The sequence below is a fragment of the Halobaculum sp. CBA1158 genome, assembly GCF_021431925.1.
GTDB lineage: Archaea > Halobacteriota > Halobacteria > Halobacteriales > Haloferacaceae > Halobaculum.
Genome location: NZ_CP090371.1, coordinates 891,933 through 906,785, shown reverse-complemented (window position 1 = coordinate 906,785; position 14,853 = coordinate 891,933). Strand labels below are relative to the sequence as shown.

Annotated in this window: 15 protein-coding genes; 11 read left to right on the top strand and 4 right to left on the bottom strand. The window is 72.0% G+C overall.

Annotated elements, in window-relative coordinates:
- Nucleotide 1: 1 nt before the first annotated feature.
- On the bottom strand, nt 2–1,306 hold the full coding sequence (locus Hbl1158_RS04835; RefSeq protein WP_234298927.1) for an FAD-dependent oxidoreductase: 1,305 nt from the start codon (nt 1,304–1,306) through the stop codon (nt 2–4).
- Nucleotides 1,307–1,408: 102 nt separating this feature from the next.
- On the opposite strand from Hbl1158_RS04835, the gene Hbl1158_RS04830 reads away from it, so the two are divergent.
- The 5 genes from Hbl1158_RS04830 to Hbl1158_RS04810 all read left to right on the top strand — a co-directional run bounded on the left by Hbl1158_RS04830 (nt 1,409) and on the right by Hbl1158_RS04810 (nt 6,237).
- Nucleotides 1,409–2,593 carry a pyridoxal-phosphate dependent enzyme gene (locus Hbl1158_RS04830; RefSeq protein ID WP_234298926.1) on the top strand — a complete coding sequence of 395 codons (1,185 nt, stop codon included), beginning with the start codon at nt 1,409–1,411 and terminating at the stop codon, nt 2,591–2,593.
- A gap of 159 nt (nt 2,594–2,752) precedes the next feature.
- The gene (locus Hbl1158_RS04825; RefSeq protein ID WP_234298925.1) at nt 2,753–3,496 is read left to right on the top strand and encodes a metal-dependent transcriptional regulator; all 744 of its coding nucleotides are present in this window, start codon (nt 2,753–2,755) and stop codon (nt 3,494–3,496) included.
- Nucleotides 3,493–4,194 (top strand): TMEM165/GDT1 family protein, encoded by a 702-nt coding sequence (locus Hbl1158_RS04820; RefSeq protein ID WP_234298924.1) that lies wholly within the window; start codon nt 3,493–3,495, stop codon nt 4,192–4,194. Before Hbl1158_RS04825 ends, Hbl1158_RS04820 begins: the two co-directional genes overlap by 4 nt.
- Nucleotides 4,195–4,258: 64 nt before the next feature.
- Nucleotides 4,259–4,945, top strand: a complete 687-nt coding sequence (locus tag Hbl1158_RS04815; protein WP_234298923.1) for a LysE family transporter — start codon at nt 4,259–4,261, stop codon at nt 4,943–4,945.
- 245 nt (nt 4,946–5,190) lie between these two features.
- A complete protein-coding gene (locus Hbl1158_RS04810; protein WP_234298922.1) occupies nt 5,191–6,237 on the top strand; it encodes an NAD(P)-dependent glycerol-1-phosphate dehydrogenase in 1,047 nt (348 codons plus the stop codon).
- A 40-nt stretch (nt 6,238–6,277) separates the two neighbouring features.
- On the opposite strand, the gene Hbl1158_RS04805 is transcribed toward Hbl1158_RS04810, so the two are convergent.
- Nucleotides 6,278–7,012 (bottom strand): M48 family metalloprotease, encoded by a 735-nt coding sequence (locus Hbl1158_RS04805; RefSeq protein WP_234298921.1) that lies wholly within the window; start codon nt 7,010–7,012, stop codon nt 6,278–6,280.
- 143 nt (nt 7,013–7,155) lie between these two features.
- Nucleotides 7,156–7,701: an NUDIX domain-containing protein gene (locus tag Hbl1158_RS04800; RefSeq protein WP_234298920.1), complete on the bottom strand. Its 546-nt coding sequence runs from the start codon at nt 7,699–7,701 to the stop codon at nt 7,156–7,158.
- A gap of 119 nt (nt 7,702–7,820) precedes the next feature.
- On the opposite strand from Hbl1158_RS04800, the gene Hbl1158_RS04795 reads away from it, so the two are divergent.
- Nucleotides 7,821–8,462 carry a DUF420 domain-containing protein gene (locus Hbl1158_RS04795; protein WP_234298919.1) on the top strand — a complete coding sequence of 214 codons (642 nt, stop codon included), beginning with the start codon at nt 7,821–7,823 and terminating at the stop codon, nt 8,460–8,462.
- Nucleotides 8,463–8,595: 133 nt separating this feature from the next.
- Complete coding sequence (locus Hbl1158_RS04790) at nt 8,596–9,942, top strand: M28 family metallopeptidase (RefSeq protein ID WP_234298918.1); 1,347 nt, start codon at nt 8,596–8,598, stop codon at nt 9,940–9,942.
- Nucleotides 9,943–10,143: 201 nt separating this feature from the next.
- Here the strand turns inward: Hbl1158_RS04790 and Hbl1158_RS04785 are convergent, their stop codons facing one another.
- Nucleotides 10,144–11,139: a calcium/sodium antiporter gene (locus tag Hbl1158_RS04785; RefSeq protein WP_234298917.1), complete on the bottom strand. Its 996-nt coding sequence runs from the start codon at nt 11,137–11,139 to the stop codon at nt 10,144–10,146.
- A gap of 208 nt (nt 11,140–11,347) precedes the next feature.
- On the opposite strand from Hbl1158_RS04785, the gene Hbl1158_RS04780 reads away from it, so the two are divergent.
- The 4 genes from Hbl1158_RS04780 (at nt 11,348) to Hbl1158_RS04765 (ending at nt 14,733) form a co-directional block, all read left to right on the top strand.
- Complete coding sequence (locus tag Hbl1158_RS04780; protein ID WP_234298916.1) at nt 11,348–12,043, top strand: hypothetical protein; 696 nt, start codon at nt 11,348–11,350, stop codon at nt 12,041–12,043.
- 73 nt (nt 12,044–12,116) lie between these two features.
- The gene (locus Hbl1158_RS04775; protein ID WP_234298915.1) at nt 12,117–12,569 is read left to right on the top strand and encodes a hypothetical protein; all 453 of its coding nucleotides are present in this window, start codon (nt 12,117–12,119) and stop codon (nt 12,567–12,569) included.
- A gap of 126 nt (nt 12,570–12,695) precedes the next feature.
- Nucleotides 12,696–13,691, top strand: a complete 996-nt coding sequence (locus Hbl1158_RS04770; protein WP_234298914.1) for an NAD-dependent epimerase/dehydratase family protein — start codon at nt 12,696–12,698, stop codon at nt 13,689–13,691.
- A 49-nt stretch (nt 13,692–13,740) separates the two neighbouring features.
- The gene (locus Hbl1158_RS04765) at nt 13,741–14,733 is read left to right on the top strand and encodes an NAD-dependent epimerase/dehydratase family protein (protein WP_234298913.1); all 993 of its coding nucleotides are present in this window, start codon (nt 13,741–13,743) and stop codon (nt 14,731–14,733) included.
- The last annotated feature ends 120 nt before the right edge of the window (nt 14,734–14,853 follow it).

The following is a 14,853-nucleotide window of genomic DNA, read 5'->3' as shown; positions in this document are numbered from 1 at the left end:
GTCAGACCGGTCTGTCCGACGCCGCGTCGGCCGCGAGCCGGCCGCTCTCCATCGCGCCCTGAATCGACGACCACTCCGTGTAGTCGCCCGCGAGATACACCGGCCCCTCGGGGTCGGTCGTGTCCGGAAGTTCCGGGTGAACGCCGGGGGGCTGGGCGAACTGCGCGAACGCGATCCGATCGGTGCGGATCGGCTCCAGTCGGTCGACGCTGCGTTCGGGATACCACGCGTCCAGCGCCGCCCGTGTGTCGGCCGCGAGGTCGGCGGCGTCGCGGTCGAGCGACGGCTCGCCCAGGAACGTCGCACACAGCAGCTGCTCGCCGTCGGGCGCGTACTCGGGGGCGACATCGGTCAGAGGAACGACCACGTTCGGCGACGGGCCGTCGGCGTTGAGGAGGATCTTTCGCCCGGTCGAGATCGGAACCGAATCGGGTAGGCGGTAGTACTGCGTCGTCGAGGGGACGCCGTCGGTCGGGATCGCCTCCACGTCGGTCAGGTCCCGGGCCGTCCGGGGGTCGGTCGCGACGACCGCGGCGTCGGCCCCGACGGCGCGCTCCGTCGTCTCGACGGTGACGCCGTCGTCCCGACCCCCGTCGTCGCCGTCGCGGTCGATCCCCTCGACGCCCTCGCCGGTGACGACCTCGGCTCCGGCGGCCTCGGCGCGGGCGCGAAGCTGCTCGGAGACCGCGCCCATCCCCGCCGCCGGCACCGCGATCTCGCCCGCCGAGAGCGCGCGGAAGGTGTACGCGAACACGTGCTTGGACGTCGACAGCGATCGGTCGAGCGTGATGCCGCCGTAGAACGGGGCGACGAAGTTCTCGACGTACTTGCGCGAGAACCCCCACTCGCGGAGGTACTCCCGGATCGAGGCGTCGGGACCGGCGAAGAACCACGACTCGTCGCGTCCGCGGAGGTCCTGCCGCAGCGCGAGCGTCCGGAGCTTGTCGGTCGTCGTCACCCGACGGTTGAACAGCGACTCGAGGAGCGAGCGCGGATCCCGTACCGGGTCCGAGAGCACGCTCCGGGTGCCGGCCTCGCCCGAGCAGATGACCGCGCCGGGACGGAACTCCCTGAGGTCGAGCGCCTCGAGGTCGAGTTCCCGCCGGACGGCCGGGTAGCCGGTGAACAGCACCTGAAAGCCGCGGTCGAGCGTGAAGCCGTCCTCGCGGCGCGAGCGAACGCGGCCGCCCACCTCGCCGCGGCGCTCATACACAGTGACGTCCGCACCCCCTTCGGCGAGGTGACGGGCCGCGACGAGTCCGGCCAGCCCCGCGCCCGCGACGACGACCTTCGGCGAATCCGACATACGCCGGCTTGGAGCGGATCCCACAAAGGCGTACCCGGTCTCGTCCCTTCGGCGCGACCGGAACCAGCACATCCTTGCGGCGGCGCGCCCAAGCACCGACGAATGCAGACGACGGACGCGTTCGACGGGCTGGCGTGCACGGGCTGCGAGGAGACGTTCGGCGTCGGCGAGCACGGCCGCTGTCCCGACTGCGGCGCGCCGCTGACGCCGACGTACGACCTCGACGCGGTCGACCCCGCGGCGTTCGGCGACCGCGACGCCCCGGGGCAGTACCGCTTCGGCGACCTGCTCGCGTTCCCGGTGGAGTCGGCGATCACCGCGGGCGAGGGCGACACCCCGCTGGTGCGGACCGACCGTCTCGCCGACGAACTCGGCGTCGCGGCCGCGTTCGTGAAAGACGAGGGCCGCAACCCGACCGGAACGTTCGTCGACCGGGGAATGAGCCCCGCCGTCACCGCCGCCGCCGAGCGCGGACTGGAGCCGTTGGCGCTCGCCGCCGCCGGCAACGCCGGGCAGTCCGCCGCCGCCTACGCCGGCCGGACCGACCTCCGGTCGTACGCGTTCGTCCCCTCGCGCACGGCCTTCTCGAACAAGGCGATGGTGAACGTCCACGGCGGCGACATGCGCGTCGTCGGCGGGCGCTACGGCGACGCCGCCGACGCGGTCGGCGAGCAGCTGGCCGCCGAGTACCACTCCCTCCAGGAGTTCACGACGCCGTACCGCCACGACGGCGCGAAGACGCTCGCGTACGAACTGCTCGACGCCGGCAGGTTCGACGGCGACCTCCCCGACGCCGTCGTCGTTCCCGCGAGCACCGGCGAGTTGGTCGTCGGCGTCGCCCGCGGACTGCGCGACCTGGTCGAACTCGACCTCGCGACGGAGGTCCCGGACGTGTACGCCGTCCAGCCCGCCGGCTGCGCGCCGATCGCGACGGCCCACGAGTCCGGGGCCGACACCGTCGAGCCGTGGGCGACGCCGGACACGATCGTCGGCGAGGCCGAGATCGACGCCCCCGCCGGCGGCGACCGCGCGCTGGCGGCCCTTCGGTCGGTCGACGGCGCGACCGTGACCGTCGAGGACGACGACGCCCTCGAGAGCGCCGTCACGGTCGCGCAGTCGGAGGTCATCGAGGTCGGCGGCGCGGGCGGGATCGCCCTCGCGGGCGCGTGGCACCTCGCGGAGACGGGCGATCTCACGGGCGAAGACGAGCTCGTGATCGTCAACCCCGACGCCGGCGTGAAGACGCCCGACGTGCTCCGCAGTCACCTCATGGGGAAAGGGATCTGAGCGCCGGTCGCCGACAACTCCGACCGCGGACCGCTGGTGGCCGCCGCCGGCTGCTACCGGCTGCTACCGACCGCCCCCACCGTCGTCGCGAGACCCGTCAACCGAGCCGTTCGAGCCGTTGACTATTTCCGTTAGACGAGTCTAATCCCGAGCACGTAGATGTTGAGCGACGTGATGGAGGACTACCTGAAGGCTATCTACGTCCTCCAGATGGAGGACGGGCCGCCGGTGTCGACTTCGGCAATCGCCGAGCGAGTGGGCAAGACCCCGCCGACCGTGACGAGCATGCTGGAGACGCTGGCCGAGCACGGCCTCGTCGAGCGCGAGAAGTACAAGGGTGCGGAGCTGACCGACGAGGGGCGAACGGTCGCGCTGGAGGTGCTCCGGCACCACCGGCTGCTGGAGGCGTACCTCGCGGAGCACCTCGATTACTCCTGGAGCGAGGTGCACGACGAGGCGGACGCCCTCGAACACCACATCAGCGAGGAGTTCGAGCGCCGCGTCGCCGAGGCGCTGGGCGATCCCGCGGTCGACCCGCACGGCGATCCCATCCCGAGCGCCGACCTCACGCCGCCCGCCGAGAGCGACGCGATGCCGCTCACCGACTTCGGAGTCGGCGGTCGGGTCGTCATCGCGCGGGTCAGCGACCGCGACGACGACGAGTTGGAGTACCTCGAGGACGCCGGGATCACTCCCGGAACAGTCGTCGAGGTGCGGGACATCGCGCCGTTCGGGATGGTGACTGTGGCGATCGTCGGCGATAGCACGGAACCCGACCCCGACGACGACGGCCACGACCGCGAACAGAGTCTGCCGGAGGCGATCGCCGCGGGCGTCCGTGTTCGGCCGCTCGACGACGCAAGCGACGCGGTGACGGCGAACGAGGGTGTCGGCGGCGCGTGAGCTACTGGGAGATCGTCGTCGTCGCCGCGGTCTCACAGCTCGCGGTCCTGCCCGGCGAGAAGGTGCAGTTCATCATCGCGGGGCTGTCGACGCGCTATCGCCCGTCGGTCGTCGTCGCCGCCGCGAGCGCGGCGTTCGCCGGCTGGACCGCCCTGGAGATCGCCTTCGGCGCGGCCTTACAGTCGGTGCTGTCGGGGACGATCCTCGACGCGTTCACGGCCGTCATGTTCCTCGCGTTTGCGGTTCTGCTGCTGCGGTCGGCTCCGGCCGCCGACGCGGGAGCACACGCCGCGGAGCCGGACGGCGGACAGCCCCTCTCGGGCGTCGACGGCACGGTCAGCCTGTTCGGTACCGAGATCTCGGGGCGCGTCGGGAGCTTCCTCTCAATCTTCGCGATGATGGCCGCCGGCGAGTTCGGCGACAAGACGCAGCTCGTCACGATCGGACTCGCGACGCAGTACGGCGCGACCTCCGCCATCTGGGTCGGCGAGATGGCCGCGATCGTTCCCGTGAGCCTCGCGAACGCCTACGTGTTCCACCGGTTCAGCCACCGCTTCGACGTGCGGAAGGCACACCTGGCGGGCGCGACGCTGTTCGCGTTATTCGGGATCGACACCGTGCTCGCGCTGACGACGGGTATCTCCGTCTGGGAGACCGTCGTCAGCGCCGTCTCGGGAGCGGTGCTGTCGCTGGCGTGACGGCCCCTCCCCGTCGCGGGCACGAACCGCGGCGTTATTCACGGCACCGCCCCTCTCTCCGGGCGTGACAGTCGCCGCCTCGCTGGTCGCGGGCGTCGCGTTCGGGCTCGCGCTGGCGGCCCCGCCCGGTCCGATGAACGCCGTCATCGCCGAGGAGAGCGTGCTCCGTGGATGGACCGCGGGCGTCCGCGCCGGCCTCGGCGCGGCGACCGCCGACGCGATCTTCCTCGTGCTCGCGGTCGTCGGCGCGGTCGGCGTGGTGAACCGCGTGCCGCTGCTCAGGGGCGTCATGGTGGGCATCGGCGGCCTCCTCATGTTGTACTACGCCTACGGAGCCGCCACCGCCGTCCGGGAGTCGTTCCTCGGCGTCGACACCGGACTCGCGGAGGAGGACTCCGCCGGCTTCCGGAAGGCGCTGACGCTGGCGCTGGCGAACCCCTACCAGGTGCTGTTCTGGCTCACCGTCGGCGTCGGCCTGCTCGAACCCGGCCGAATCGACGTGTTCGCCGCCGCGGAGGTGCCGGCGCTGGCCGGCCGCCTCGTCGTCGAGACCGGGAGTCCGGCGCTGATCGTCGGCTTCTTCGCCGGGATCGGCCTGTGGATCACCGGCTTCCCGGGCGCGCTCGTCGCCGCGCGATCGCGCGTCGAGTCGCTCGCGCCGGTCGTCGCCGTCGGCTCGGCGCTGCTGCTGGCGGGCTTCGGCGTCGCGTTCCTCCTCGATGCGGCCCGGACACTCGGTCCCGTGGTGTGAGTCGCCGGCGACGCGAACGGGTACGCCGCGACCGTCGACACGATGCAGTCGCTACCGTGAACGACAGGTTCGGGGGCTGACAGGCGACCGCCGCCGTCCCCGACGCGCGTGGTCGCACACCCGCTGAGCGCGCCGGGGCGATCCTCACGTGGCGTCCATCGTCGGTCGTGGTCCCGGTATCGCATATGAACCCTCGGTCGACGGACACGGCAACCCCTTTGGTGTCCCGTCCGGAAGCGGCTGGCATGTTCGCCAAGTCGACGTGGATCAAGCTCCCGCGGAACGTCCTCGTCGGGCACGGGGTGCTCGACGACGTGGGGACGGCCGTCTCGGAGCTGTCGCTGTCGGGTCGACCGCTGCTCGTCACCTCGCCGACCCCCGACGATCTGGCCGGCGATCGGCTCCGCGCGCAGTTCGAGGACGCCGCGACGGTCACCGTCGACTCCGCCAGCTTCGACGCCGTCGGCGAGGTCGTTGAGGCCGCAGAGGCCGCCGACGCGACGTACCTCGTCGCTCTGGGCGGCGGGAAGCCGATCGACCTCGCGAAGATGGCCGCCGACGAGGTCGGCGTGGGATTCGTCTCGGTGCCGACGGCCGCCAGCCACGACGGCATCGTCTCCGGGCGCTCGTCCATTCCGGAGGGCGACACCCGCCACTCGGTGGCCGCCGACCCGCCCCTGGCTGTGATCGCCGACACCGAGATCATGGCGAACGCGCCGTGGGAGCTCACCACGGCGGGGTGCGCCGACATCATCTCGAACTACACCGCGGTCAAGGACTGGCGGCTCGCCCGCCGGCTGAAGAACGTCGAGTACAGCGAGTACGCCGGCGCGCTCTCGGAGATGACCGCCGAGATGCTCGTCGACAACGCCGGCTCGATCAAACAGGGACTCGAGGAGTCGGCGTGGATCGTCTCGAAGGCGCTTGTCTCCTCGGGCGTCGCCATGTCGATCGCCGGCTCCTCGCGCCCGGCGTCGGGCGCGGAGCACCTGTTCTCGCACCAACTCGACCGGATCGCCGACTCCCCGGGCCTCCACGGCCACCAGGTCGGCGTCGGCTCGATCATGACCGAGTACCTCCACACGGGCGAGAACGGTCAATGGCGCGCCATCCGCGACGCGCTGGAGGCGATCGGCGCGCCGACGACCGCCGACGAACTCGGCATCGACGACGGGACCGTGATCGAGGCGCTCACGACGGCTCACACGATCCGCGACCGCTACACGATCCTCGGCGACGGCGTCAGCGAGCAGGCGGCCATCGAGGTGGCGACGTTCACCGGCGTCGTCTGAGGCGGTCGCCGGCGTTCAGTTCCCGCAGTTCCCGCGGCGATCAGTCGTCGCCGGGCCTCGGACTCGTCTGCGCCTCCGGCGTGCCATCGCGGCGGTCGTCGAGCCGTCGGAGGCGACGCGCCAGCGGCGGGTGCATCGACAGCGACGCCAACAGGCGAGGGATTCGCCCGCCTGCGGGCGTCGTTCCTCCGAGGTGGCCGCCGGCCGCGAGCCGGGCGAGCGCGTCGCGAAAGTCGCCGCCAGCGTGGCGGGCGGCGTCGGCGTCGGCGTCGTACTCGGTCCAGCGAGCGACCCGCAGCGAGAGGTACGCCAGCGGGACCGCGAGCAGTCCGCCGACGATCAGGCCCGCCCGGCCGAACAGCGTCGCGTCGACCGCCCAGGCGACGGCGTACGCACAGGGGATACCGAGCCGTATCGGGACGTGGCCCCGGGCGAGGTGGGCGTGCTCGTGGCGGACGACCGCCGCGACGCCCGCCGGGTCGAGTTCCCGCAGGAGGCCGGTCGAGACGAACACCCGACCGTGACTCGCGGTGAGGCCGGCCGCGTACGCGAGCACCCCGCCGTCGCGCCGGATCACCCCGACGCGGTCGGCCGGGACGCCCACGCGCTCGACCGCGCGGGCGACCTCCTCGGGAAGCGGGTCGGGGCGTTCGGTACGGGCGACGATCCGGGGCATGAGCCGCACGCCGAGCAGGCCGAGCGCGATGAGCGCCCACAGCTCCCACCAGTCGAGCGCCCAGGGGAGCACCGGATCGAGCCGCGCGTGGAGGGACACGGGACCCCGTTCGAGTCGGCGAGTGTAGGCTTTTCGCCGGTGACGCGACCGGAACGCCGGCAGCCGAGAGACCGGAGTGCAGCGGGGAATGGAGACGGCCGAAATGGCGGAGCCACAGAGAGGTCACGGCGACGTCCGCGTCGCTACAAGGGGAACTCGGCGACCTCGGGATACAGCAAGTCGTCGGGGTGGTCGGCGATCCAGCGGGCCTCGGCGATCTCCCCTTCGCGCGGGTCAAGGCTGGTCGGGTCGGCGACGGGATGCGCCGAGAACACCGCGATAAGCCGGTACAGCGGCGGCCGGTCGGGGGCGTGCTCAGCGATCCGGTGGGCGGTCACGACGCCGTCGAGCGCGACGGTGATGCCCGTCTCCTCGCGCGTCTCGCGGACGGCCGCCGTCGCGAGCGACTCGTCCGGCTCCTGTTTCCCACCCGGTTCCGACCACGCCGTCTCCCCCTCGTGACGGACAACGAGCGCGCGGCCGTCGTCTCGACGGACCCACGCGCCCGCCCCGCCGACGGTGCCGGCGGCGAATCGCTCGCGGTCGTCGTCCCACTCGACAGCCGTCAGGTCCCAGCGCTTGCGCTCGACCGGGAATTCGCCCCACTCGTCGCAGAGGCGGGCGAGCGCGTCGGCGACGGCCTCGCGGGAGGCGGCGGAGATGTCGCCGGCGACGGAGTCGGGATCCATACGAGACGGGTGAAATCGAGTCGACATAGTTCCGATCGTTCGCCACACCCGCCGACGCGCTCGCGACGTTCGGCTCGCGAACCCGAAGACGCAAGTCGACGCCGACCCGAGTCCGGGTAATGGCAACAGCGGACGCGAGCGGCCCGCTCGAGACCGTGAAACGGTACCCGCGGGCGACGGTCGCGGTCGTGTCGGTCGTCGGCTACGCGCTCGTCATCGGGACGTTCGCGGGCGTCGTCCCCGACTCGGTCTTCCCGTCGCTCACGCAGGACGAGGTGAACCTCCTGAGCCACGCCATCGCCGCCGTCAACACCGTGACGACGGTGCTGCTCGTGCTCGGGTGGCGCTGGATCCGCCGCGGCGAGGTCCGCAAGCACGCCGCCGCGATGAGCGCGTCCTTCGGACTGATCATGGTGTTCCTGGTCCTGTATCTCACGAGGGTCGGCGGCGGCCCGGGCGAGAAACACATCGTCATCCGCGAGACGGCGTTCCTCGGGGCGTTCGCGGGCGCGGTCGAACTCGCGTACCTCGCGATGCTGGCGATCCACATCGTCCTCTCGATCCTGACCGTACCGGTGGTGCTGTACGCCATCGTGCTCGGGTGGACCCACGCGCCCGAGGAACTGCGGACGGAGACGCCTCACCGCCGGGTGGGCCGGATCGCCGCGGGCACGTGGATCCTCTCGCTCACACTCGGCGTCGTCACCTACGTCATGCTCAACTGGGTGTACGCCTACGAGTTCGTCAGCGTCGCGCGGTAGGTCTCCGGGGACGGCGGCCGTCCCGCGGCGACCCGCGGCGACGTCTCTGGACGGCGACCGTCGCCGCCGGCGACACCCGGCCGCCGCGGCCGGCTTCCGAAGCTCTTTGGGCGGTCGAGCGAACCGAACCGCCGTGACCGACCTCAGCGAGCGGACCGACTGGATCGGCGAGACGTTCACGAGCGACGCGGGCTGGAGCCTCCTGGAGGACCTGGTCGACGTGGGCAACCGCATGGCGGGGAGTCCCGGCGAGCGCGAGGGGCTGGAACTCGTCCGCGACGCGCTCGCGGACGCCGGCTGTCGCGACGCCCGTATCGAGGAGTTCGACCTCCAGGGGTGGGAGCGCGGCGATGCCGGCATCGACGCCGACGGCCGGAGCGAACCGTGCATCGCCCTCCCGCGCTCGCCCGCCGGGGAGGTCGCCGGCGACCTCGTCGACCTCGGTCACGGCCTCCCGTCGGACTTCGAGGAGGCCGACATCGCAGGGGACGTGGTGATGGTCTCCTCGGACACGCCGGAGGACGTCGACCGCTTCATCCACCGCACCGAGAAGTACTACTACGCCGTCGAGCACGGCGCGGCCGCGTTCGTCTTCCGCAACCACGTCGAGGGCTGTCTCCCGCCGACCGGATCGGTCGGCACCGACGACGAGCCCATCGGCGACATCCCCGCCGTCGGCGTGAGCAGCGAGGTCGGCGCGCGACTCTCGCGCCGCGACGGCGGCGAACCGGTGACCGTGACGGTCGACTGCGAGACGCCGCGCGCGACGAGCGGGAACGCGATGGCCGAGTTGGGGCCCGACACCGACGAGGAGGTCCTCGTCTCCTCGCACGTCGACGCCCACGACATCGCCGAGGGCGCGATGGACAACGGCGCTGGCACGGCGACGATCGTCGAGGTGGCGAACGCGCTCGCGGGCGTGGAGGCGGACCTGGACACTCGCGTCCGGTTCGTCGCCTACGGCGCGGAGGAGGTCGGTCTGATCGGCTCCGGCGTCGAGGCCGAGCGCGCCGACCGCGACGCGGTCAGGGCGGTCGTCAACGTCGACTCCAACGTCTTCGGCCGGACGCTGTCGCTGTCGACGCACGGCTTCGACGACCTGACGGCGGCCGCCGAGCGCCTCGCCGACCGCTTCGATCACCCGGTCTCGACGAGCGAGGAACAGGTGCCCCACAGCGACCATTGGCCGTTCGTGATCCACGGCGTCCCGGGGTACATGGTCGCCGGCGAGACCGGGGACAGCGGCCGCGGCTGGGGACACACCGAGGCCGACACGCTGGAGAAACTTGAGCCGCGAAACCTCCGGGAGCAGGCGATCCTCGTGACCGCCCTCGTCGCCGACCTCGCCGACGCTGACACCGAGATCGCCGGACGCGACCCGGGTAAAATCGCCGCCGCCCTGGAGGCCGAGGACAAGGCGACCGGGATGAAGGTGATCGGCGACTGGCCGTACGACGACGAGGGGACCGTCGTTCGGTAGTCGTTCGGAGCCGTTCGAGAGTCGTCGAAAGCCCGTCTGAGACTCGTTTGAGCCCCGTTCGAGACTCGTCTGAGCCCCGTTCGAGACTCGTCTGAGCCCCGTTCGAGACTCGTCTGAACCCCGTCCGCGAGCCATCGCGCATCGCGGCGGTGACCGATCGGCGTCGTCCGCGGGGCGTTCACGAGGTCGACGCCGGCGCGGTCAGCCGAACCGTCCGAGCAACCCGAGCGTCCAGCGGGCCACCTCGGAGCCGACGAACAGCGCCCCCTCAGACCGCGACAGGACTCGTCCGGTCCACAGCGCCGCGACCATGACGAGGGAGACGACGGCGAGCCACGCGAGCGTCTCCAGGGCGGCGGGGCTCACGGTCAACGGTCGGACGAGCGCCGCGATCCCCACGACCCCGACCAGGTTGAACACGTTGCTCCCGATCACGTTGCCGACGGAGACCCCGAGGCTTCCGCGGCGAAGCGCCACCAGCGAGACGGCGAACTCCGGAGTCGAGGTGCCCGCCGCCACGATCGTTCCCCCGATGACCCAGTCGGAGACGCCCGCCCCCCGCGCAAGCGCCGACGCCGCGGCGACGAGGGCGTCCCCGCTGACGAGTACGACCGCGAGCCCGACGACCAGGAGGGCGACGTCGCGACCGCGGAACGCGACGCGCTCGGTCACATCACGCGTGACCCGGGCGGAGTCGTCGCCTCCGGACGCGTCCTCCCCGGACCCGTCCCCCGGGGTCGTCCCCGTGTGAAGGAGATAGGCGGTGTAGACGACGAACGCCGCGAGCAGCGCGGCACCCTCCGTTCGGGAGACGGCGAGGTCGAGCAGGACCGCCCCGCCGAGCGCCGTGCTCGCCAGCAGCGCCAGGCCGTCGCGACAGACGAGCGATTCGGCGATCGGGATAACCCTGAGCAGCGAGACGACGCCGAGGATGAACGCGAGGTTGTAGACGTTCGACCCGAGGACGTTGCCGACGGCGATGTCACCAAGTCCCTTGAGCGCCGCGTCGATCGTGACCGACAGCTCGGGGGTCGACGTACCGATCGCGACGACGGTGAGCCCGACCGTCAGATCGGAGAGCCCGACGCGCCTCGCCAGTCGAACGACGGCGTCCACGAGGAGGCGCGCGCCGATCCACAGTCCGACCACGGCGATCGCGACGACGACGAACTGGACCGCGGGGCCGCCGGAGATCATTCGATCGGGCGTGTGTATCCGCACCGACGGTATCAGGCTACCGGAACCGAGAGGGTGGAGACCGGGAGGGAGTGGGGATCGGGAGAAGCAAAGTGGGTGCCGAAGAGAGCGGGAGAGCGGGCGAGAGATAGAGAAGGACCGGCCGTTCCCCGGACGGGGCAGACGCGTATCCCGTTCGTTAAGTCGGCCCCACGTCAACCCCGGGTCGATGAGCGAGTTCCGCGCGGCGCTGTCGGGCGACGACGGAACCCTCCGGGCGGCCGTCGAGGCCGCCGGCGGCGAGGTCGTCGCGGCCGACGCCGACCCCGACGCGGTCGCGACGCTCGGCGAGCGCGCGCTCGTCGAGACGGCCCTCGGCGAGCCGGCCGCGCCGGTGCTTCCGGTCGACGGCGGCGGCGGTCCTCACTCCGTGCCGCGGGCCGAGGCGAGCGAGGCGCTCGCGTCGGTCGTCGCCGGCGACGCGCGCCCCGTCGAGCACGCGATGCTCTCGGTGACGGTCGGGGAGGACCGGCGCGAGCGGGCGCTGTTGGACGCGACCCTCATGACGGTCGAGCCGGCGCGGATATCGGAGTACGCGGTCGACGCCGGCGGGCGTCGAGTGGATCGGTTCCGGTCGGACGGCGTCGTCGTCGCCACGCCTGCGGGGTCGGGCGGGTACGCGCGTGCGGCCGGCGGCTCTGTGATCGCGCCCGGCACCGGACTGTCCGTGGTCCCGGTGTCGCCGTTCGCGACGATGACCGACACCTGGGTCCTCGGCGAGGAGGTCGTCCTTCGGGTCGAACGCGACGAGGCGGCCGTCCGGCTGATCGTCGACGGCGACGACGCCGGCGTCGTCCCGCCGGAGACGCCCGTCAGCATCGCCGTCGACGGGCGCGTCGCGCTGCTTCGCGTCCCCGAGGCGTGACCGTCGGACGGCCCGCCGGCGACCCCGCACGGGATTGGAAAGCTTCTAATGAGTCGTGGACCGACGTACGCGTATGTTACCGTCACCGCTTGAGTTCCTCGTCCCGCTCGGGGCGCTGGAGTCCGTGGCGGGGGTGCTGCCGTACGTCATCCTCGTTGTCGTGCTCGCCAACATCGGGACTCGGCTGCTCGCACAGTGGAACTTCGAGCGCGCCGCCGAGGAGGGCGACGGCGACGAGGCGCTGTCGCGGTACCTCCCGCACGAGGCGACGAACTTCCTGATGATGGCGCTGGCGTTCGCGTTCATGATCGTCGAGCCCCACGGCGGCATGGTGCTGTCCGTGCTCGTCGTCGGGACGGTCGTCGCCGACTTCTTCGAGTACGAGTCCCGGCGCGTCGAGGCGCGCAACGACATGGCACTCGACAAGCCCAAGGGCGCGATCGTCGCCTCCGGGCTCGTCGTCGTGTACGCTGGCTACCAGGCGTTCTTCTTCCTGATCGAACCGCTCTGGGGCCAGATCGTCTGAGCCGGGACCGGCCGAGCCCGGACCGGCCGAGGGCAGCGCCGCGGTCGACGGTCCACGCTTACTCCCCTCGAGCACGCGTCCGGCCGGGAGCCAAACGGCTTTGTCGCCGCCGCCGAACCGGAGTCCGTGACCAGATACGACGCCGCCCTGTTCATCGGCGGGACCCGGTTCATCGGCCGCCACACCGTCGAGGCGTTTCTCGAGGCCGGCTACGAGGTGACGACGCTCACCCGCGGCGAACACGACGACCCGTTCGTCGACCGCGAGGGCGTCTCGAACCGGACCGGCGACCGGACCGAGCGCGCGGCGCTCGTGGACGCCCGCGACGCCGTCGACCCCGACGTGGTGGTCGACTTCGTCGGCCTCCACCCGGGAGAGGTGCGCGAGGCGACGACGGTGTTCGCCGACGCGCGCTACGTGTACGTCTCCTCGGGGTCGGCGTACGCGGGCGGCGACGTACCGATGCGCGAGGGCGAGACGGCGCTGCACCCCTGCGAGCCGGATCAGGAGGAGGACGACTCGGCCGAGACGTACGGGCCCCGCAAGGCCGAGTGCGACCGCGCGGTGTTCGCGGCCGCCGAGGACGGCGTCGAGGCGATGGCGGTCCGTCCGATGCTCGTGCAGGGCCCCCACGACTACACCGAGCGGTTCGGCTACTGGGTGAACCGCGTGGCCGAACACGAGCGCGTGCTCGTCCCCGGCGACGGCGGGTCGCTGCTCCACCGGGTGTTCGTGCGCGACCTCGCCGACGCGCTCCTGCTGGTCGCCGAGGAGGGCGAGCCGGGCGAGGCGTACAACGCCGCCGACCGCTCGGCCTACTCGCTGGATCGGTCGCTGGAGCTGATCGCCGCGGCGCTCGACACCGCCGTGGAGCCGGTGCACGCCGGCGAGCGCGAACTGGCCGCCCACGACGTGGAGCCGGAGTCGGTCCCGCTGTACACGCCCCGGCCGGCGCTGGTCGCGACCGAGAAGCTCGCCGCCCTCGGGTGGGAGCCGACGCCGCCTGCGGCGTCCGTCGCCGAGACGGCTCGCGCGCACGTCGACGGCGGCGTCACCGGCCCGGAGTCGTCGCTCGACCGCCGCACCGAGGAGGCCGTGCTCGAGGCGCTCGACGACGGCTGAGACGGCCGACATCCGCGGGCTTTTCGGCCGTCGACCCGACCGCTCGTGCATGACGGACACCGCGCTCGTCATCGGCGGCACCCGATTCATCGGGCGACACGTCGTCGACGACCTGCTCGATCACGGCTACGAGGTGACGATCTTCAATCGGGGAAACCACGAGAACCCCTTCGCCGACGACGAATCGGTGACCCACGTCGAGGGCGACCGACGCGACGACACGGATCTGCGGGCGGCGAAGCTCTCCGTCGACCCCGACGTCGTCATCGACTGCGTCGCCTACTACCCGGAGGACGTGCGCGTCGCGACCGACCTGTTCGCCGACGCGGACGGCTACGTGTACATCTCCTCGGGGGCCGCCTACGGCGTCGAGGAGATCCCCAAGCGAGAGGAGGACACGGAGCTGTGCGCCTGTACCGACGAGCAGGCGACCGACGACTCCCACGAGACGTACGGCCCGCGCAAGGCCGAGGGCGACCGCGCGGTGTTCGCGGCCGCCGAGGACGGCGTGAACGCGATGGCGGTCCGGCCGTGCATCGTCTACGGCCCGCACGACTACACCGAGCGGCTGGACTACTGGATCGACCGCGTGCTGAATCACGACCGGGTCGTCGTCCCCGGCGACGGACAGAACCTCTGGCACCGCGCGTACGTCGAGGACGTGGCAAGCGCCCTCCGGATCGTCGCCGAGGAGGGCGAGCCCGGCGAGGCGTACAACGTCGGGGACCGCCGGCTGGTCACGATGGAGGAGATGGTCGAGGTGATCGCCGACGCCGCCGACACCGACGTGGAAGCGGTCCACGCCGGCGAGCGCGAGCTGGCGGCCGCCGACCTCGAAGCCGAGGACTTCATCCTCTACCGCGAGTACCCGCACGTGCTCGACACGAGCAAGCTCGCGGCGCTGGGCTGGGAGTCGACGCCGCTCGCGGAGGCGATGGAGCGCACCGTCGCCGAGCACAGCGAGGCCGACCGCGACGGGAGCGAGCACGACCCCGGCCGCGAGGCCGAAGAGCGCGTCCTTGGCGTGCTCGATACGGTCTGAGGAACGGGCAGTAGGCGGCGTCGCAGACGCCGACCGCGGCGCTGTCGCGGTCGCAGTCCGGTTCGATCGTCGCCGACGACTCAGTTCGTCGCGGGCGCTGTCGCGGTGCGGTCGTCGACC

Coding starts and splice junctions, on each gene's coding strand:
- Hbl1158_RS04765 (WP_234298913.1), top strand. CDS start 13,741: ATGACGGACACCGCGCTCGTCATCGGCGGCACCCGATTCATCGGGCGA.
- Hbl1158_RS04835 (WP_234298927.1), bottom strand. CDS start 1,306: ATGTCGGATTCGCCGAAGGTCGTCGTCGCGGGCGCGGGGCTGGCCGGA.
- Hbl1158_RS04775 (WP_234298915.1), top strand. CDS start 12,117: ATGTTACCGTCACCGCTTGAGTTCCTCGTCCCGCTCGGGGCGCTGGAG.
- Hbl1158_RS04830 (WP_234298926.1), top strand. CDS start 1,409: ATGCAGACGACGGACGCGTTCGACGGGCTGGCGTGCACGGGCTGCGAG.
- Hbl1158_RS04780 (WP_234298916.1), top strand. CDS start 11,348: ATGAGCGAGTTCCGCGCGGCGCTGTCGGGCGACGACGGAACCCTCCGG.
- Hbl1158_RS04785 (WP_234298917.1), bottom strand. CDS start 11,139: ATGATCTCCGGCGGCCCCGCGGTCCAGTTCGTCGTCGTCGCGATCGCC.
- Hbl1158_RS04800 (WP_234298920.1), bottom strand. CDS start 7,701: ATGGATCCCGACTCCGTCGCCGGCGACATCTCCGCCGCCTCCCGCGAG.
- Hbl1158_RS04795 (WP_234298919.1), top strand. CDS start 7,821: ATGGCAACAGCGGACGCGAGCGGCCCGCTCGAGACCGTGAAACGGTAC.
- Hbl1158_RS04810 (WP_234298922.1), top strand. CDS start 5,191: ATGTTCGCCAAGTCGACGTGGATCAAGCTCCCGCGGAACGTCCTCGTC.
- Hbl1158_RS04825 (WP_234298925.1), top strand. CDS start 2,753: ATGTTGAGCGACGTGATGGAGGACTACCTGAAGGCTATCTACGTCCTC.